We start from the raw sequence: 19,698 nt of genomic DNA, 5'->3' as shown, positions 1-19,698 counted from the left end.
TCCTTTAGGGTTGTCGCGGTGTTGGTAAGTAAAACGTCTAGTCAATAATCGTTCAGCTTTATCAGAGTAATTCCAGCAAACGTTTTTTTCCTCTCAGGTATTGCGTTCGCGATGTTGTTTCACTTATATTCAGCACGTTACCTATTTCTTCGTGATCGTATCCCTCAAACAAATAGAGTGATAAAACAACCCGATAACCTTCAGGCAACAATTGCATGGCCCGCCGAACACGATCTACTTCTAGTTGAACGCCCTCTTCGTCGTACGGTTCTGTATCGGCAAGATCAGGGCCATCATCTTCGCCGAAACGATGCGACTCTATATCTACCAACTCTAACCGTCGGCTACGGAGATGGTTTATAGCTCGGTTCACAACAATTTGCTTCAACCAGGCCCCAAACGTACTCTGCCCCCGAAACGAATTGATATGGCCAAACGCATCCATAAAAGCCTCCTGTAAAACGTCTTCGGCTTCGGCTTCGTGATTCAGAATCCGCAGGCACACGTTATACATCGCCTTTACGTAATGCTGGTAAAGCTCATATTGAGCCCGTCGCTCGCCCTGTTGGCAGCGTTTGACCAGTTCAGCATGACGGTCAGGGTACGGCGATCGGGAAGCCGAGTCTCCGACGTTTCGGTTCGATTCCAACAGGTTCAGCGTCTCGTTATCGTTTAAGTCAGATTGCAATCAGGAGAAAGATGCAGGAAAGTTGAAGATGTTGCACAATAATTTAGAAAAATTACGCGTTTTTGCATCTCCTCGCTCTAAATGGCGTTTTTCTGTATCTTAGTCGTACAATTTACATACATATATTATGTATACTCCCTCATTTCCCAAGCCACTATTAGTTCAGGAAGACGACGGAACGAATTCACCTCTAGACCATCAGCGTGTCATTAGTAAACTGACAGTAGGCTTGGGTATTTTATTCTATCGCGAACGGGCTATTACTTTAGAACCATTACCAGAAACTCCACTGGGTGAAGGACCGGGGCATCAGGTGCCTGATGTGTTGCTGTTCGATAATGAGATTCAGTTAACTCGTATCATTATTGAGGTGTCACAGCCTAGAACCGCCAATCGCGACTTAAAGAAGGTTATTCACCTTATCGAAGATGATGACTACGGCATTGAAGAGGGTTTCATATATAATTACCATAGCAAAGAATGGCTTCGTTACTGCAAAGGCGACGGAGGAGCCGCAACAGTTTCTTCGATTTCGGATTTGATGGGCGTTGATTTAGGTAAGATGCTCTAAACAAGCCAGCTACAATAACTTCAAAATCCGACGCAGTATCTGCTTGAAGATACCCTTTTTTGAAACGCTCCCCTAGCAAATTTTTTCCTACTTTTACTTGTTATAGAAGGAAGAGAAACGAGCGGAATGGTTGATTATATTTCTGGATTAAATGACCCTCAGCGGGAAGCCGTCATGCACGGCAGTGGCCCGCTAATGATTATAGCTGGTGCTGGCTCGGGAAAAACCCGTGTTCTGACGTACCGGATTGCTCACCTGATTGACAATGGAGTTGATCCCTTTCGGATTTTATCGCTGACGTTTACCAATAAGGCCGCTGGTGAAATGCGCCATCGGATCGAAAAAGTTGTTGGTACAGAAGCACGCAACATCTGGATGGGTACGTTCCACTCAGTGTTTGCCAAGATTTTACGCATCGAAGCCAAAGCGATTGGTTATACCAGCAATTTCTCCATTTATGATAGCGATGACTCTAAATCGCTTTTGCGAAGTATCATTAAAGAAATGGCGCTGGACGACAAGGTCTATCGTGTCAACAGCGTTTTCAGCCGGATTTCAGGTGCCAAGAACCGCCTAATTGGTCCAGATGATTATCTGAACAATTCAGTTATTCAGGCCGATGACGAGTCGGCGCGGATGCCGCACATTGGCAAAATCTATAAACAGTACGCACTTCGCTGTTTTGCGGCCAATGCGATGGATTTTGATGATCTGTTGTTCAACACGAATGTGCTGTTTCGCGATCATTTAGATATTCTGAATAAATACCAGCACAAGTTTCAGTACGTAATGGTCGATGAGTTTCAGGATACTAACGTATCGCAGTATCTCATTACCCGAAAACTGGCGGCTGTTCACCAGAACATTTGTATCGTGGGCGACGATGCCCAGAGTATTTACGCGTTCCGGGGTGCCAACATCGAGAACATCCTGAATTTCCAGCGCGATTATGGCAAAGAAAACGTTAAGATCGTAAAGCTGGAGGAGAATTACCGATCGACCAATACGATTGTACAGGCGGCAAATTCTATTATCGCCCGCAACAAAAATCAGTTAGAAAAGCACGTCTTTACCTCCAATGAAGAAGGCCCGCTGATCGACGTGATTAAGGCATCGTCGGATAACGAAGAAGGGCGTTTGGTAGCCTCGGCCATTTTTGAGACTAAAATGAACGAATCGCTCGTGAACAACGACTTCGCGATTCTATACCGTACCAACGCCCAGTCGCGGGCATTTGAAGAAGCGCTACGAAAAGTGAGCCTTAAATACCGCATTATTGGGGGCTTGTCTTTCTACCAGCGCAAAGAAATTAAAGATCTTATTGCCTACCTACGCTTTGTAGTTAACCAACAGGACGAAGAAGCCTTCAAACGGATTATCAATTTACCCAAACGCGGAATCGGCGACACAACCATTGCTAAACTTAGCGTTATTGCCGCCGAACAGGAGGATTCTATCTGGGAAATTGTGGCCAACATCACCAAGTATGTTGCTGGTCGGGCCTCGTTTGCCATTGAGAACTTCGCCACATTGATCAAGAGTTTCAAACTGCTGCTCGATCAGAAAGATGCGTTTGAAGTAGCCTCGCATATCGCTAAAACGTCGGGCTTATTGAAAGAGCTTTACGATGACAAAACGGTTGAAGGGCTGGCTCGCTACGAAAACGTCCAGGAATTGCTGAACGCCATTAAGGAGTTTGTCGATAATCCCGATAACGAAGACAAGAGCCTTGCCACGTTTCTACAATCGGTCTCGTTGCTTACAACTGCCGATGAGAAGGAAGATGACGGTGATAACGACCGAATAACATTGATGACTATCCACTCCGCTAAAGGACTGGAATTCAAAAACGTGCATATCGTTGGTTTAGAAGAAGATCTCTTCCCAAGCCAGATGATGCTCGAAAGCCGAAATGACCTAGAAGAAGAACGTCGATTGTTTTATGTGGCCATTACCCGTGCCGAAAAGCGGTTGACGATTTCTTACGCCGAAACACGCTACCATTATGGTCGACTAAAAATGTGCGAGCCAAGTCGGTTTCTGATGGAAATCGATCAGAAATACATGAAAGTGTCGAAACAACGATCGGCCCCAAGCCGACTGGACTTCGACCGGCCCGAGCGCCCCAATCGAGATCGTAGCGAAAGTACGTCAACAGGGTCGATGGCCTTTGTTCGCTCCTTAGCGCAGAAAACAGCCCAACGACAAACTCCTCAACAGGCCGCTTCGCATACTCCTTCGCCCGATTTCGCACCCACCAGCACGGCAGAGCTTGCTTCTGGGCAACGCGTTGAACATGCGAAGTTTGGTTTTGGTACGGTAAAAAAAGTAGAGGTTAACGGCACTGAACGTAAAGCCACTATCCAGTTTGAGCAAGTGGGCGAAAAAGTGTTGTTGCTGAGCTTCGCGAAATTGCGGGTTGTAGTATAAATGACGGTAGATAAACGCGCCTAGACATGCAAAAAACAGAAACGAAACTATATACGCCTGACTCTGTACCAGTTGTGAGTCAGGCTAAGATTTATTATTCTGCTGATGTACAGGCCGCAGGTGGTGTAGATGCATTTCTAAAATCGATTGGTAGCGACAAAGCAAAGCAGCTTCCGAAAATAGATTTTTCGGAAGCCGAGTGGGAGCAAATGCTTAAAACCGATTTATAGCATATGCTATTCCTTTTAGATACCAACGTATTAATCAATTTGATTCGTAGAAACGTTGAGCTACCTCCCTATTCAGCTATATCTATTATAACTGTAGCGGAATTGAAAGCATTTGCAACAAAGCGGAAATGGGGTTATCAGAAGCGGCTCGCTTTAGAAAAGATTCTTGGCGAAATTCCAATTTTTGGCATAGAATTTAGTTTAACAGACGTATATGCCACAATTGACGCTTATAGTCAGGGAGAGTTAATGAACGATCCTTTACCTGTTGGTGTATCCGCTCGAAATATGGGGAAGAACGATATTTGGATAGCCGCTACCGCTCTCTTTTATGATGCCGAATTGCATACATCAGATAACGATTTCGATCATCTACCAGCCATTGGCCTTAGATTAAACAAAATTGGTTCAAGCACTTAGCGGAATAGCCTAGATACAAAACTTACGCTTCCTATCGTTCTCCTTCAAAGCACCTCACTATCCGCGTGACTTCCATGAATGCCCTCGGCACCTTTACGACCTGTTTGCTGCTACTCACCCCGCTGTTTACGAATGCCCAACCCAAGCCAGATTCAACCGGCACTAAAGTTGAAAATCTTGGCAATCAGGTCAATTCGGAATACAATGAGATTAATCCGATGATTTCGCCGGATGGCAAAACCTTGTATTACGCCCGGATCAGCCATCCTAATAATACACATGGTGTGAAAGGAAGTCAGGACATTTGGTATTCTGACCTCGATGCAGCCAGTGGCAAATGGGGCCCTGCCCGGCGTATGGGTTTCCCGCTCAATAAGGACGAATACAACTGCGCCTATAGCATAACCCCCGATGGCCAAACAATGCTAATTAAGGGGCAGTACAACAATGGGAATTACGAAACCCGTGGATTTTCGCTAAGCAAGAAAACTGCCAATGGCTGGTCTCCACCGCAGAAAATGGATATTCCGAACTATGTCAACATGAGTAAGGGACAGTTCGACTGTGGGTTTATGTCGGCAGATGGGAAGGTTCTGCTGATGGCCTTTAGCGAGAAGAAGAATAGTAAAGAAGACGATATCTACGTTAGTTTCCGGCAAAAAGACGGCTCCTGGACAAAGCCAATGGAACTAGGTCCAGAGGTAAATACCAAATTTACCGAAACAACCCCATTTCTAGCACCCGATGGCGCTACGCTCTACTTTTCAAGCAACCGGGAAGGGGGTTTAGGTAGCAATGATATTTACGTTTGTAAGCGGGTTGACAAAACCTGGAAGCACTGGTCGAAACCTGTTAATCTCGGGCCAAAAGTGAATACGGATGGCTACGACGCTTATTATACCCTGGCCGCTTCGGGCGATTATGCTTACCTGACTACATTCAAAAATACACTCGGCAAGGGCGATATTGTCCGGGTTAAGCTTAGCGATGATCGTCCGACCAACCAACCAGGTAAATTAGGCGGAGGTGGTGATGATGTGGCTGGTAAAGGAGATGTAACCCGGCCAGATCCGGTTGCCTTGATTAGCGGGAAAGTGGTAGACCAGGTAACAGGCAAGCCTATTGAAGCCAGAATTGTTTATCAGACACTACCCGATGGCACCGAAGCAGGCGAAGCCACATCTGACCCACTTACAGGTGAATACAAAATTATATTGCCCTACGGCCAGAAATATGCGATTCGGGCTATTGCCAAAGATTTCATTGCCGTCGGCGAAAATATTGATCTAACTCAATCCAAAGCGTTTCAGGAGATTAAAGGCAAGGAATTGAAATTGGTCGAAATAAAACCAGGGAATATAATTCCGCTGAACAATATTTTCTTCGACACTGGGAAAGCTGAGTTACGACCAGAATCCAGCCCTGAACTCGACCGACTGGTCACGAATCTGAATGAAGCTCCGAAAATGACTATCGAAGTGCGCGGGCATACGGATAACACAGGATCGAATGAAATAAATAACAAACTCTCACAGGATCGTGCAGATGCTGTTCGGGAGTATTTTATTAGCAAAGGCATTGAGCCTGACCGTATTGCCAGCAAAGGCTTAGGAGAATCGAAACCCATTGCGACGAACGATACCGAAGAAGGTCGTCAGAAAAACCGACGAGTTGAGTTCGTGATTGTAAAGAAGTAATTATCAGTTCAGATAGCTATATGTCGGCGATTTTTGTCAGCAAAACACCAACATCGGGTATCAACTTTCAGTTATCTGGTAAGGCAAGCTGCGCTATCACTGGTTTGCCCCTCTAAACACTCTTCATTTAGATCATACTATGCAACTCAACGCTGGCTGTGAACTTTCATTTCATGCCCAAACGCCAACTCCTTTAGTGTTAATGCTTCGTCCGCGTTCAGGTGCGGGGCAATGGATTATTCGGGAAGAATACCAGATTACGCCCACGGTTAACGTGACCGAATTTACCGATATGTACGGCAATTTATGCCAGCGGGTAGTCGCTCCGGAAGGCCCGTTTTCGATTCACTTTTCGGCCACGGTTCAAACTGCTGATTTGATTGATGTGGCCCCCGGTGCCCCTTATACGCCTGTTGAAGACCTCCCGGATGATGTTCTGCATTATACCTTACCCAGTCGCTATTGCCAGTCGGATCAACTAGGCAATTTGGCCAGCGACATCACGAAAGATGCTGAAGCCGGTTATGACCAGGCCGAAGCCATACGCAAGTGGATTCACGAGAACATCACCTATCAATACGGCACTAGCAATGCCAGCACATCAGCTGTTGATACGGCCAATAGTCGGATTGGAGTTTGCCGTGATTTTACCCATCTTGGTATTTCCCTTTGCCGGGCATTAAATATTCCGGCCCGTATGGTCGTTGGTTATTTATACCAACTCGATCCGATGGATCTACATGCGTGGTTTGAAGCCTACGTAGATGGTCGCTGGTTTACATTTGATGCCACACAGGCGCAACCTCGTGGTAATCGCATTACAGTTGCCTATGGCCGCGATGCAGCCGATGTAGCTTTTACCACCCAATTTGGACCAATGCAGTTGAACGACATGAAAGTATGGGTCGATACAGCGCAGAATGACGCGGACGAAAGTGAGAAAAAGATGGAGGAGTTTCCAACGATTTCTAACTCAGCCGAGTCCATGAACCAAAACAGTAACCAATAATGAAAAAGCAACTGCTTTTCTGTGCGTTTGTCGGAACCATGACCGCTTGTCAGCGCGAGACAGATATTCAGCCCGCATCTGCAACACTGGCAACAGAAGTAGCGGGCACCTATCGGACAAACGTCTACCTTGACCCATCTCGCGTAGCGGTTCCGACAGAGCAGATGCCTTATACAGAACTGAAAGCCGAATCGGATAGTAGTGTAACGTTAGTGTATAATACAAAATATTTAACTCCAACTAGTCAGGCCATTCAGCATGTGCGATTGAGCCGCCAGGCCGATTTAATTCAATTGCTGGTAGCTGATTCAAGCATTGGTACACTACAGACCGATCGAGTCTTCACAAACGATGGCATGGAAAAGCAGGGGAAACTGTTGCGCATTAACGTCCAGACTGATTCGAAAACCCGGCTAAACTTTTCTGGCGTCAAATAGAAATTCACTGATTTTAAAGCCCATAAAAAATGGCGACCCCGTTGGGAGCCGCCATTTTTTATGGGCTTGGTTTCGAAACGCCTATCGAACTGCAAATTCACCTGAACCGATCCGGAAGCCTTCCGAGTACAGTTCAACCGTGTATTTGCCTGGTTTATAAGGCAATCCACGCGAATAAAGCAGTTCAACATTTTGACCGTTGCTTGTGTAGTTCACCGTTTGTTTGGTAGTATAAATGGTTTCATTTCCATCTACCGTAAACGTACCTGAACCGTTAGCCATGTCCGACACAACTGCCCCCGATGGGTCGAGTACGCGCACAAATACATCTTTCGGTTCTTCTTTGGTCAGCGGATTATCCTGCAACGTGTAAACCAGTTTGATCTTGTCTAACCGTTTCGCTTTGTACGAATCATCTTCTTTTACTTTTCCTTTAGCATTAACCGCAAATACTTTTACGTTCTGCGCTTTCAGCGCTGCTGCACGGGTAACTTTAGTGGTTAGATCCTGATTCTGCGATTGCACTTCCGCTACAACGGTAGTTACCGAATCCCGGAACTGCTGTCCTTTCACTTTCAAGCCAGTGTTTTCTTCATCCAATGTTTTCACATTCGATGCCAGCGTTACGTTTTCGCGCTGTAGGTTAGCAATCAGTGTATCTTTTTCAACCAGGAACGCTTCGTACTGCTTGATTTTAGATTCATACTTTGCAATGGAGATACGATTCCCTTTTTTCAGGGTCGCTTTATCTTCTTCCAATTGCACTTTCATTTTTTCTAACTCCGAAACGTCACCACCTAACTTCTGTACTTCGGCAATTTTAGCATCTAACGCTGTCGAGATCGAATCGAGTTTAACCCGAGTGGTTGATAGTTCTTCGACACGTTCTGATATAGTGACTTCCTGATTTTCAGAAACCTTTTTCTGATCGAAATACAGATAACTTGATACTCCGGCTAAACCTGTCATAATAATCAGAGCAGCCAGAAGAGCGCCATTTGTTTTTGGCTTTTGCGAATTATTTTCCATTTCAAATTTTCAGTTTAACGATTAAACATGCACAGACTTGTAAAAAAAGCCGCTTTCGCGGTTGTGTAGAGGTTGTTACATCTAACAAGGATGTTGAATGAAAAAATAAAATCGACTACAGAAAATAGAATTTACCCTTCAAACAATACTAACGGAACGCCATTTAGCAAGCCAGTATTGTAGCCAACAACAGGTTGTACTCGAAAAAGGTTTTTTTTACACTTACCAGAAGCAGCAAAAATAGCCGATGATTATCAGCAAGATAGACCGTAGGATAAATATTAAATTTAGCCATCTATGAGCTATGTAATTCTGTGCTCTAGATTTACTCCTTATAACAACCCGAACCTCAGCTGGTTACTAGGTAAACCCTTTTGCAATGCCAGAACTTCCGGAGGTCGAAATCAGACGTCAATATCTCGAAACCTCATCGCTTCATCAGCCTATTGCTCACATTGAAGTGGAGGATAGAAAACTACTTACAACCGACTATAATACCCTGGTAGCTGCCTTAACCGGACGTCAGTTTGTAGGGACACACCGGGTTGGAAAGAATCTTTTTATCCTGACCGACGCTCCCGATGTGATCGTCCATATGCACTTTGGTATGACCGGCGATCTGGAATATTACCATTCGTCAATTGATCGGCCCAGGTTTGCCCGAATCGTATTCGAGTTTACGAATGGCTTTAACCTTGGTTTCCTGTGTCCCCGGAAATTCGAGCGAGTAGGCTTGATCGACGATATTGACGCATTTCTGAAACGAAAGAAAATCGGGGAAGATGGGCTTTCGATTTCCTTAGACGAGTTAACCGCGAAAATTCTGCCTAAAAAGGCTTTTATAAAGCCAGTTCTGCTTGATCAGCAAGTTGTGGCCGGGTTGGGAAACTGGATCGTCGATGAAGTATTGTTTCAAGCCTACATTCATCCCGAACAACGAGCCAATACACTTACAGAGTCGCAGTTCGGTCAGTTGCACAAGGCTATTCGGCTTGTATTGGAAACGGCTATCCGCTACGAAGCTACGTATCGGGATTTTCCGAGCAGCTTTTTAATTCATGTACGCGAGTGGGACGATTCGCCCTATGATGATGTTGAAGCCCATAAATTTTGTCCTCGTTGTGGCACTCGTATCGAACGCTCGGAAGTGGGTGGTCGAACAACTTTCTTTTGTCCCAAAGAACAGGTCGTTTAAATGAACTTGCCAAAGCAACAGCCTGTTAGTGTATTAAATGTAGATACATTTAATATGGCAACGCAACGAACAATTTCCACTATAAATACCGCTACTCCCAACAGTGTTGGAGATGGTTTTATCGGCTTAAATGCTTTTCACCCACAAGGATCACGCCCGTATAATCCGTTTTTGCTGCTGGATCATCATGGGCCAATGCAAGTGAAACCTTCCAATCGGCCTAAAGGTGTTGATCAACATCCGCATCGAGGCTTTGAGACGGTAACAATTGTTTATGAGGGTGCTTTGGAACATCGCGATTCTGCCGGGAATTACGGAAAACTCTTTGCGGGCGATGTGCAATGGATGACGGCAGCATCGGGCATTATCCACGAAGAAAAACATGAAAAGGAGTTTTCGCGTCAGGGTGGCCAGCTGGATTTCGTACAGTTATGGGTCAATCTACCTGCCAAAGACAAAAAAAGTCCGCCCAAATACCAGGATATTGCGGCATCAAAAATCCAAACGGCAGTGTTACCCAATGGCGGTAAACTTCGGGTTATTGCAGGCGAGTTGGCGGGCCTGAAAGGTCCGGCAGATACGTTTAGCCCGATTGTCGTGGCGGATTTAACACTGAAAAACGGCCAGTCAGAGACGTTAACGATTCCGAAGGAGTATTCGTTGATGGTCTATGTGCTGAGTGGCTCAGCCAATCTGTTTGGCGAAACGATTGATCGTGGTCAAATTGCCCTCATGAATGCCGATGGGGATACAATCACACTGTCGACCAGTACCGACGCCAAATTACTTATTCTGGCTGGTGAGCCTATCCATGAGCCATTGGCGGTTTACGGCCCGTTTGTCATGAATACTCGCGAAGAGATTCTGGAAGCATTTGAAGACTTTCAGAATGGGCGAATGGGCGTATTGAATTAATTGTTGTTTGGGCCAAGCTCTGGCTTGGCCCAAACGTTTACAGATCCTTGATATTCCCGAAACCGATTACATCCCGATAAATGGGATTATCCCGAAGCTCCGTTGCCCGAATCAGTTTATCGGCACCGAATTTCGTTTTGAGGTCATAGAGCGTTTTCCGAAGCGTATTTTTGCGAGTATCCGTCGTGAACAAATTTAGTGGCACCACTTCGGCAGGAATAAACCGAAATACCACTAAAGACATACTCCGCAGATGTTCATTCAAAACGGGTTCACAATTATGAGCTGCCTGAAATTTCGCTAGTCGCTCCCTGATTATCTGATAAAGTTCTGGGCCATCCTGCTTAGGTTCCGAAAAATGCACCTCAAAGTTATAGGTTTTACCGGTGTGGTATCGGCAGGAAAACGACATATCCTGGCAGAAGAGCCCTTTGTTCACCATTCGCCGTTCGAGGGTTAAACACAGCGACTGTAGCAATTCCTCCAAACGCTCGGTCGTTTGCCGTTGCTCGGTTGAGATCGTCCGCATGGCCGACATGCTTTTCAGTTCGTCATTGGTCGACAAATCAACTTCTCCCCCAAAATTCAGCCGCAAATGCCAGTGCCAGCCAACAATACTTTTGCAAATAGCTTGCAAATGGTTGGGTGAGGCATAGCGCAAATCTAACGGGGTATGCACTCCTCCTGTCGCCAGACGAGCAGCCATTCGATGACCAATTCCGGGCAAATCGGTTAGCGTTAACGAACGTAGAACATCATCAATTGTTTCGGGTGTGATAACGGTTAAACCATCAGGCTTCTGCACATCAGAAGCGAGCTTGGCCAGAAACACATTGGGAGCAATACCAATTGAACAACGCAACCAATCGCCCACTTTTTTATTAATAGCCTGTTTGATAGACAGAGCCACCTGCCGCATGTCTTTATAAACCAATTGGTAATTTGTTAAATCTACCACAGCCTCATCGATGCTCTTTGGTACAACATCGTCGGAAAAAGTCCGAAGTACCTCGACGATCTTAACATGATATTCCCGATAACGCCTTGGGTGGGTTTCAACCGGAACCAGCTCCGGGCAGAGCAGAATAGCCTGATCCAGACGCATACCCGTTTTTACACCCTGCAACTTAGCTTCTATTGAAGGCGCAATGACGCATCCGTGTCGCCCCGTATACACGCACACACCAACAGGCCGCCCACGCAACCAGTAATTATCCTGCTGTTCGCAGGAAGCGAAAAAACTATTCATGTCAATAAATAGCACAGTTGGACTAGTTTGTGTACTAATACGGTTCCGATTCATCTATTTTGGCTAAGAATGTGGCTTTCCCCCTAGTCATTCGTCTGTATTTTTAGTATGTTTGCTGTAATACAACCGCAATATATTTTACTTGTATTATATATGTCAACTATCTATCTGATAATGACAGAAATTTGTTAAATAATATTGACACTATTGTGACTATTCAGGACCGACTAAAGCAGGTTTTCGATGCACTGGGGATTACTATTTACCAGATAGCCAAGGAGTTAGGTGAAAACCCATCGAAATTTTATAATATTTTAAATGGCCGGGCTAAACCATCGTACGACACGATTATGAGTTTGCTGGCCTGCTATCCGCAAATCAGTGCAGATTTCCTGATTCGTGGCATTATGCCTGTGCTTAACCCGCCCGAAGGCAATGCTCAGTTGACGATCACCAATGATGATACGATTGAAGTACCGTTTGTGCCCGTAAAATTCTACGCCACCTTTGTTGAGAGTTACTCGGATACCATCAATATGACCGATACGGAGTCATTCCGTGTCCGGAAACCATTGCTAAAAGGGCATAAAAATCCGGTTGTGCTGGAGATTTCGGGAAGTAGTATGACGCCACAGCTTATTCATGGGGCCAAAGTTTTAGCCGTTCCCATCAACGAGAATAACTGGGAATACCAGTCAGGCGGTGTGTATGCGGTCATGTATCGGGATTATTTTGTTGTTAAGCGTATCCGCGACAATGAGTTATTGACCCGCAAATACCTTACCCTCCACTCCGATAATCCTAATGGTGGCAATGTAACCGTGCCGCTCAGCGATATTCGCGGGCTTTGGAAAATTGTAGCGATTGTTGAAGCTCCAGTAGAATAAACTAGTCAGATATTGTCAGGGTTAGTCAAAAGTGGTCAAGTATTGCCAAACAATACTTGACCACTTTTGACTAACCCTGACTTAATTTTTTACCCTTCCGTTTGCATGACCTCTTTCTGGTGGGCCCACATTTCCTGAAAAACAGCACTATGCTGGTGTAGGTCAGAAAAGCTTCCTTCATCAATGATTTTTCCGTCCTGCATAATATAAATGTAATCGAACAAGGGCAGCAGATGAAGCCGGTGCAGCGTTGACACAATGGCTTTATCGGCAAACTCCCGCAGAAGTCCCCGATAGATCGCCAACTCTGTTTTGGGGTCTACGCTACTTGTTGGCTCATCCAGCAGCACAATTTCGCTCGATCGGGCAGCTAATACACCACGAGCTAGCGCCAATCGTTGCCGTTGTCCGCCCGACAGATTCACACCTTTCTCCTGAATATTCGTTTCAAGACCGTTTGGCAGTTGCTTCACCACTTCCGTAAAGTGGGCAACCCGGCACACTTCATTGACTTCGTCATCGCCAAAAGGTAAACCGAGCGTAATATTATAGGCAATGGTGTTTTCGAAAATTTCTGGCTCCTGCGGAAACAGCGTTACCGTGTTGGCAACAGCGTTCAAATCAGGAATTGGCTGCCCATCGACCTGTACCGACAAACCCGGCTCAGGTAAATATAATCCCCGAAGCAAGGTTAGTAACGTACTTTTACCAGAGCCACTTTCGCCAATAAACGCAACCCGCTTTCCTTTGCCTAACTGAATTTTCAGATCAACTAAATTAGGCACTTTATGAGCTGCTCCACTGGTTCGGCCATGCGAAAAATTGAGCCCATCAATGTCGATGGTTTGCCAACGTTCTGGCAGTGTTTCATATTCAGGCCGTTCATGACGAGCATAGGCTTCATTAATACTCCGAGCGGTTTGTACGTCTGTGTTAAATTGAACAATTTGGGTATACTGCCAGGCCACATCATGAAACACACTCGTAAACTGATTGACATAACCTAGCAGAGTCACCAAACCGCCAATCAGAAACACCTGTCCGGGTACATAATGCTGATAAACATAGCCCATAGCCAAAACAATGTAAATGAGTCCAACTAACAGTGAAGCAACAAACCATTTCCATTCGTTAATCTTCACCAGCCGCATAAAGGGCACAAAAACAAGCGATACTTTATCTGCTAATGCCTGCTGAATTCGCGCTTCCAGACGCAGGGTAATAACGGTAATAATATTCGACAGGCTATCGAACAAGGTAGATGAAACGACGTGTTCCCGTTCGTTGGTTTCGTCAAGTGCTTTAATAAACGGTCTGTCGAAACGAAGAATAACATAAATTGTCAATGCCCCCAAAGCCACCCCGACCAGTCCAAAAGCTGGCGAGAAATACAGCATGGCTCCGAACGAGAAAACAAACTTTGATAGGGCTTGAATGTAAATAAAGCCATCCTGGAAAAATGTTTTGAGCGCATCGTAGGCTTTACGAATCCGGTTAATGGTTGCCCCGCTATGGTGGTCTTTATGCCAGCCGACGGGTAGATGTAAAGTCTGATGAAACAGTTCGTCCAGAAAATTACGACTCAAGTTGAAGGCCAGCCGACGCTCCATAACCCGTGCCGGACCATGAAAAGCCCATTCCAGCACCTCCAGACCAAAGTACCCCCCAACATACAGCCAGACGGCTTGTAATATATTTGTATTCTGTTGCTGAAGCTTCCCAATAAACCAGCCAAATAGCAACGGGCGTACAGCCGCAACCACATTGGCCATAATAAACATGAAATAAACGAGTAAGTATTGCCGCTTTTCCTGCCGGGCATAGATCCAGGCGATTCGAAGTAAGGCTATGTATGGGTTTTGCATGATTCCAAGTTAAAGGCTCATTTTCTGAAACGCAGCCAACCTGTAAAATGGACAAAAAAGGAGAATAGTTTCTATGATATTATTAGCCAAACCGTTGGTTTTCTGGTTGACTTTCAGTAATTTTGCGTCCTGATTTGCAAAGGGGTCATCTATTATTTGTAGCGACCCTTACCTTTCGAGTTTAGAAAAACATAACTTTCAGTATAACAAGCTAATGGCTCGCGATTTAAATTTCACGAGAAACATCGGTATCGCTGCCCACATTGATGCGGGTAAGACGACCACAACCGAACGCATTCTCTATTACGCCGGGGTAAGCCACAAAATTGGTGAGGTACACGATGGTGCCGCTACCATGGACTGGATGGAACAGGAGCAGGAACGTGGTATCACCATCACGTCGGCTGCTACAACTGTTGACTGGACCTACCGTGAAAATAAATACCATATCAACATCATTGATACACCTGGCCACGTTGACTTCACGGTTGAAGTAAACCGCTCGTTGCGTGTACTTGATGGACTGGTATTCCTGTTTAGTGCTGTTGATGGCGTTGAGCCTCAATCAGAAACCAACTGGCGTCTGGCAAACAACTATAACGTAGCTCGATTAGGCTTCGTTAACAAGATGGACCGTTCTGGCGCCGACTTCCTGAACGTGTGTAAGCAGGTGAAGGAAATGTTGGGTAGCTATGCCGTTCCTCTTCAGTTGCCAATCGGTGAAGAAGATTCCTTCAAAGGTGTTGTTGACCTTGTGAACTTCCGGGGAATCCAGTGGAATGAAGACGACAAAGGCATGACGTTCCAGGAGGTTCCTATTCCTGCCGATATGCTGGATGAAGCAACCGAATGGCGTGAAAAACTTCTTGAAGCAGTTGCCGAATTTGACGATTCGCTGATGGAGAAGTATTTCGAAGATCCAGAGTCGATCTCGGAAGACGAAATTCTGGCGGCTTTGCGTAAAGCAACCATCGCGATGAAAATCGTTCCAATGCTTTGCGGTTCGTCCTTCAAAAACAAAGGTGTTCAAACCATGCTCGATTATGTGATGGCTCTGTTGCCATCGCCTTTGGACAAGGAAAGCATCAAAGGAACCAACCCGAACACAGGTGAAGAGATTTCTCGTAAGCCTTCTTCAACAGAGCCGTTCTCAGCGCTGGCGTTCAAAATTGCAACAGATCCTTACGTAGGTCGTTTGTGTTTCGTTCGTTCGTATTCGGGTGTTCTTGAGTCTGGTTCTTATATCCTGAACAACCGTTCGGGTAACAAGGAGCGGATCTCGCGGATTTTCCAGATGCACGCTAACAAACAAAACCAGATTGAGCGTCTGGAAGCTGGTGATATCGGTGCTGTAGTTGGTTTCAAAGACATCAAGACTGGCGATACGCTGTCTGATGAAAAGAACCCAATCGTTCTGGAATCGATGGTGTTCCCAGACCCAGTTATCGGGTATGCTATCGAGCCTAAGAAAACGGCCGATCAGGATAACTTCTCGAAAGCTATCGGTAAACTGATTGAAGAAGATCCAACCTTAAAAGTTGAATCGAACGAAGAAACCGGCCAAACCATTATCCGTGGTATGGGTGAGCTTCACCTTGAAATCATCATCGACCGTATGCGTCGTGAATTTAAGGTAGAAGTAAACCAGGGTGCACCACAGGTGGCTTATAAAGAGAAGCTGACGAAAAGCGTTGAACACCGCGAAGTTTACAAAAAGCAATCGGGTGGTCGCGGTAAGTTTGCTGATATCGTTTTCGAACTAGGGCCACGTGACCTGGAAGAAGATGGTAGCACGAAAGTTGGCTTACAGTTCGTAAATGGTATTGTGGGTGGTGTTATTCCTCGCGAATTCATCCCTGCTGTACAAAAAGGTTTCGACGAATCGCTGAAAAACGGTCCACTGGCTGGCTTCCCACTCGAAAGCATGAAAGTTCGGTTGTTCCACGGTTCGTACCACGACGTTGACTCCGATTCGCTGTCTTTCGAAATGGCTGCTCGCTTAGGCTTCCGTGAAGCTGCACGTCAGGCTGGTCCGAAATTGCTCGAACCAATCATGGCGGTTGAAGTTCTGACACCAGAAGAATACACCGGTCCAATCACAGGTGACTTAAACCGTCGCCGTGGTGTGATGAAGGGCATGGATACAAAAGCTGGATCGCAAGTGATCAAAGCTGATGTTCCCCTTTCGGAACTGTTCGGTTACGTTACTGACCTCCGTACGATGTCGTCGGGCCGGGCTACTGCCAACCTGACATTCGCGCACTACGAAGTAGTACCGCAAAACATTTCGGACGCAGTTGTAGCGAAAGAAAAAGGTACCGTGAGAGCGTAAGCCTTTTTAAATATTGGGCAGTGAGTCACATTGACTCACTGCCCATTTTTTGTGCTGTCGGAGTAAATGGTTCTTTCGGCAGCATCTCACTTAATGAACCAAAAACACAATGAGCCAAAAAATTCGCATTAAGCTGAAGTCGTTCGACCACATGCTGGTTGACAAGTCGGCAGAGAAAATCGTGAAAGCGGTTAAATCAACGGGTGCTATCGTTAGCGGTCCTATCCCTCTGCCAACTAACAAAGAAATCTACACCGTTCTGCGGTCGCCCCACGTTAATAAGAAGGCACGGGAACAGTTCCAACTTTGTACATACAAGCGGTTGGTAGACATTTATAGCAGCAGTGCTAAAACGGTTGATGCGTTGATGAAACTCGAATTACCGAGCGGTGTTGATGTAGAAATCAAAGTCTAACGACTTCTTTTCTTAAGGCTTACCGTGCCGCAAGTGCGAACCTACAGGTTTCGGGCTTGCGGCATTTTTTCATGTTCCAGGTTTCATGTTCAATGTTTAACGTTGCTGACCCATAACATGGAACATGAAACCGCGTCGGCGGCCCGGCTGAAACTTTAAACTCTTCCCTAGTTTATCTGAATTATAAGACCAATCTGCCTGTTATTTTTGTATATTGTATGACACAGCGAACAGCCGCCCTGTGAGATTTTATCCGTTATGTTAAACGTCATTCAGCTACTGCCCGACTCGATAGCCAACCAAATTGCCGCTGGCGAGGTTGTGCAGCGGCCCGCTTCGGTAGTAAAAGAGTTGCTCGAAAACTCGGTTGATGCCAAAGCCAAATCGGTTCAGGTAATCATTCGGGAAGCAGGTCGTAATCTGATCCAGATCGTAGACGATGGCGTTGGAATGACTGAGACCGATGCGCGCATGAGTTTTGAGCGACATGCAACCTCTAAAATTCGCTCTTCCGACGATTTATTTCGCATTCGTACAATGGGTTTCCGGGGCGAAGCACTTGCCTCTATTGCAGCTGTAGCCCAAATCGAGATGCGGACGCGCCGGGCGAGTGATGAGCTAGGGACATTAATCCGAATTGAAGGCTCAGACATTAAAGCACAGGAAGCGATCTCCTGCCTGCCCGGCACCAACCTGCTCATTAAAAACTTATTTTTCAATGTACCTGCCCGACGCAACTTCCTGAAATCAAATTCGGTGGAGATGCGCCATATTATTGACGAGTTTCAACGGGTGGCCCTGGCCAATCCAGATGTAGCCTTTTCGCTGTTTCATAATGATCAGGAAATCTACAACCTGCCAGCAGGAAAGCTCAGTCGCCGAATTGTGGATATGTTCGGCAAAAGTTATCGTGAACAATTAAACTTTTGCGAAGAACAAACACCTTACGTAACTGTACACGGCTATATAGGCAAGCCAGAATCGGCCAAGAAAGCTCGGAATGAACAGTTTTTCTTTGTCAATAACCGCTTCATCAAACATAATTACCTGCATCATGCAGTTATAGGTGCTTACGAAGGAACTCTTCCCGAAGGAAGTCATCCCTTCTATGTGTTGTTTATTGACATCGATCCATCCCATATTGATATCAATATTCACCCTACAAAAACGGAGATCAAATTCGATGATGAGCGATCGGTTTATGCCATTATGATGGCTGCTGTTCGCAAGGCCGTGGGCGTTTATAATTTATCGCCTTCGCTTGATTTCGATTCTGACGTTAATTTTTTATCTGGAGTTCGGCCTGATGCATCAAAATCGGCAACCAGCGCCAGTGCTATGTTTCAGCCTTCATCCAGAGCAAATGGCCAGGGTGGAGGTTCGGCCCGTCCCATTACACCCACATGGGCATCGTCGATCAGCCAACCTGTAAACGAGCGAACCACACTCCGCACAGATGCTTTAGACAAAGCGGCTGGTAGTAGTTTCGACCTTCCGAAGAAACCGGACGCGGCCCGACCATCGGTCAATAACTGGCAGACTTTATACGAAGGAGTTGCTGGAACAGATAATCCACGACCTTCTTCTGACCCTGGTAACGCAAACGGAGATTGGTTGGGGGTAACCCGGCCAACAACTGCTGCTGAAGAATCCAATTCGGAAAAAGGCCCGATTACGATGGGAAGCCGGGCCAATCAGTTGCCGGTAAGTTTAGAATCATCGGAACACGTCATTCCTACGTTGGCCGAAGATGAAACTATTGTTCAGATTCAGAATCGTTACCTTTTGGCCCCAATCAAATCAGGTGTGATGCTCATTGATCAGCGCCGGGCTTATGAACGGATTCTGTATGACCAATTTCATACCGCATTAACCAAGCAGAATGGCGCTTCACAGCAACTGTTGTTTCCCAAAACAATAACGCTGGCACCCGTTGACTTTCAGTTAGCGCTCGATTTGCGGGAAGACCTGGCCCATCTTGGCTTTGAATTCGATGAACTGGGCGCGAACACATTTGTTATTCGGGGTGTTCCAACCCTGACAATGGGCGAAAACGAAGAAGAGCTTTTTGCCAATCTGCTCGCCCAACTTCGTGCCGATACGGGTCGGTTGAAACTGGATAAAATTGAATCGATGGCCCGCTCGCTGGCGCGACGGTCGTCTATGCACCATGTAGCTCGCCTAAGTCCTACTGAGTGTCGGGCTTTAGTCAATCAGTTATTCGCGTCAACGAATCCAAGTTATACACCTACGGGCGAACCTGTGACGGTTGTCCTTACGTTAGATAAAATTGCAGGCCTTTTACGCTGATATTTGTATTTATCAGCCT

Annotated in this window: 17 protein-coding genes; 13 read left to right on the top strand and 4 right to left on the bottom strand. The window is 45.9% G+C overall.

Annotated elements, in window-relative coordinates:
- Positions 1-61 precede the first annotated feature (61 nt).
- On the bottom strand, positions 62-649 hold the full coding sequence (locus H3H32_RS30540) for an RNA polymerase sigma factor (protein ID WP_182464533.1): 588 nt from the start codon (positions 647-649) through the stop codon (positions 62-64).
- A 166-nt stretch (positions 650-815) separates the two neighbouring features.
- Here H3H32_RS30540 and H3H32_RS30535 point away from each other — a divergent pair, with 166 nt between their 5' ends.
- The 7 genes from H3H32_RS30535 to H3H32_RS30505 all read left to right on the top strand — a co-directional run bounded on the left by H3H32_RS30535 (position 816) and on the right by H3H32_RS30505 (position 7,482).
- Positions 816-1,259: a hypothetical protein gene (locus H3H32_RS30535; RefSeq protein WP_182459527.1), complete on the top strand. Its 444-nt coding sequence runs from the start codon at positions 816-818 to the stop codon at positions 1,257-1,259.
- Between the two features lie 126 nt (positions 1,260-1,385).
- Positions 1,386-3,689 carry an ATP-dependent helicase gene (locus H3H32_RS30530; protein ID WP_182459526.1) on the top strand — a complete coding sequence of 768 codons (2,304 nt, stop codon included), beginning with the start codon at positions 1,386-1,388 and terminating at the stop codon, positions 3,687-3,689.
- Between the two features lie 26 nt (positions 3,690-3,715).
- Positions 3,716-3,919: a hypothetical protein gene (locus tag H3H32_RS30525; RefSeq protein WP_182459525.1), complete on the top strand. Its 204-nt coding sequence runs from the start codon at positions 3,716-3,718 to the stop codon at positions 3,917-3,919.
- A 3-nt stretch (positions 3,920-3,922) separates the two neighbouring features.
- Positions 3,923-4,339, top strand: coding sequence for a PIN domain-containing protein (locus H3H32_RS30520; RefSeq protein ID WP_182459524.1), 417 nt, complete (start codon positions 3,923-3,925; stop codon positions 4,337-4,339).
- 74 nt (positions 4,340-4,413) lie between these two features.
- Positions 4,414-6,036, top strand: a complete 1,623-nt coding sequence (locus tag H3H32_RS30515; protein WP_182459523.1) for an OmpA family protein — start codon at positions 4,414-4,416, stop codon at positions 6,034-6,036.
- A 139-nt stretch (positions 6,037-6,175) separates the two neighbouring features.
- Positions 6,176-7,045: a transglutaminase domain-containing protein gene (locus H3H32_RS30510; RefSeq protein ID WP_182459522.1), complete on the top strand. Its 870-nt coding sequence runs from the start codon at positions 6,176-6,178 to the stop codon at positions 7,043-7,045.
- Positions 7,045-7,482: a hypothetical protein gene (locus H3H32_RS30505; RefSeq protein ID WP_182459521.1), complete on the top strand. Its 438-nt coding sequence runs from the start codon at positions 7,045-7,047 to the stop codon at positions 7,480-7,482. The genes H3H32_RS30510 and H3H32_RS30505 overlap by 1 nt, the downstream gene beginning before the upstream one ends.
- 81 nt (positions 7,483-7,563) lie before the next feature.
- Here the strand turns inward: H3H32_RS30505 and H3H32_RS30500 are convergent, their stop codons facing one another.
- Positions 7,564-8,511: a DUF8428 domain-containing protein gene (locus H3H32_RS30500; RefSeq protein ID WP_182459520.1), complete on the bottom strand. Its 948-nt coding sequence runs from the start codon at positions 8,509-8,511 to the stop codon at positions 7,564-7,566.
- Positions 8,512-8,890: 379 nt separating this feature from the next.
- On the opposite strand from H3H32_RS30500, the gene H3H32_RS30495 reads away from it, so the two are divergent.
- Together H3H32_RS30495 and H3H32_RS30490 are read left to right on the top strand one after the other, a co-directional pair.
- A complete protein-coding gene (locus H3H32_RS30495) occupies positions 8,891-9,706 on the top strand; it encodes an Fpg/Nei family DNA glycosylase (protein ID WP_182459519.1) in 816 nt (271 codons plus the stop codon).
- Between the two features lie 54 nt (positions 9,707-9,760).
- Positions 9,761-10,621 (top strand): pirin family protein, encoded by an 861-nt coding sequence (locus tag H3H32_RS30490; protein ID WP_182459518.1) that lies wholly within the window; start codon positions 9,761-9,763, stop codon positions 10,619-10,621.
- A 37-nt stretch (positions 10,622-10,658) separates the two neighbouring features.
- Here the strand turns inward: H3H32_RS30490 and H3H32_RS30485 are convergent, their stop codons facing one another.
- Positions 10,659-11,924, bottom strand: a complete 1,266-nt coding sequence (locus H3H32_RS30485; RefSeq protein WP_182459517.1) for a DNA polymerase Y family protein — start codon at positions 11,922-11,924, stop codon at positions 10,659-10,661.
- A 143-nt stretch (positions 11,925-12,067) separates the two neighbouring features.
- Between H3H32_RS30485 and H3H32_RS30480 the strand changes: the two genes are divergently transcribed.
- Positions 12,068-12,757 carry a LexA family transcriptional regulator gene (locus H3H32_RS30480; protein WP_182464532.1) on the top strand — a complete coding sequence of 230 codons (690 nt, stop codon included), beginning with the start codon at positions 12,068-12,070 and terminating at the stop codon, positions 12,755-12,757.
- Positions 12,758-12,846: 89 nt separating this feature from the next.
- Here H3H32_RS30480 and H3H32_RS30475 read toward each other — a convergent pair whose 3' ends face one another.
- Positions 12,847-14,622 (bottom strand): ABC transporter ATP-binding protein, encoded by a 1,776-nt coding sequence (locus tag H3H32_RS30475; RefSeq protein ID WP_182459516.1) that lies wholly within the window; start codon positions 14,620-14,622, stop codon positions 12,847-12,849.
- A gap of 214 nt (positions 14,623-14,836) precedes the next feature.
- Between H3H32_RS30475 and fusA the strand changes: the two genes are divergently transcribed.
- The 3 genes from fusA (at position 14,837) to mutL (ending at position 19,679) form a co-directional block, all read left to right on the top strand.
- Entirely contained in the window at positions 14,837-16,954 is a 2,118-nt protein-coding gene (gene fusA, locus H3H32_RS30470) for an elongation factor G (RefSeq protein WP_182459515.1), read from the top strand.
- A 109-nt stretch (positions 16,955-17,063) separates the two neighbouring features.
- Positions 17,064-17,369: a 30S ribosomal protein S10 gene (gene rpsJ, locus H3H32_RS30465; RefSeq protein ID WP_012930032.1), complete on the top strand. Its 306-nt coding sequence runs from the start codon at positions 17,064-17,066 to the stop codon at positions 17,367-17,369.
- Positions 17,370-17,627: 258 nt separating this feature from the next.
- Positions 17,628-19,679 carry a DNA mismatch repair endonuclease MutL gene (mutL, locus tag H3H32_RS30460; protein WP_182459514.1) on the top strand — a complete coding sequence of 684 codons (2,052 nt, stop codon included), beginning with the start codon at positions 17,628-17,630 and terminating at the stop codon, positions 19,677-19,679.
- The last annotated feature ends 19 nt before the right edge of the window (positions 19,680-19,698 follow it).

This window comes from Spirosoma foliorum, assembly GCF_014117325.1.
Taxonomy (GTDB): Bacteria; Bacteroidota; Bacteroidia; order Cytophagales; family Spirosomataceae; genus Spirosoma; species Spirosoma foliorum.
Note: the sequence above shows the minus strand (reverse complement) of the source record. Positions and strands in the feature narration are given on the sequence as shown.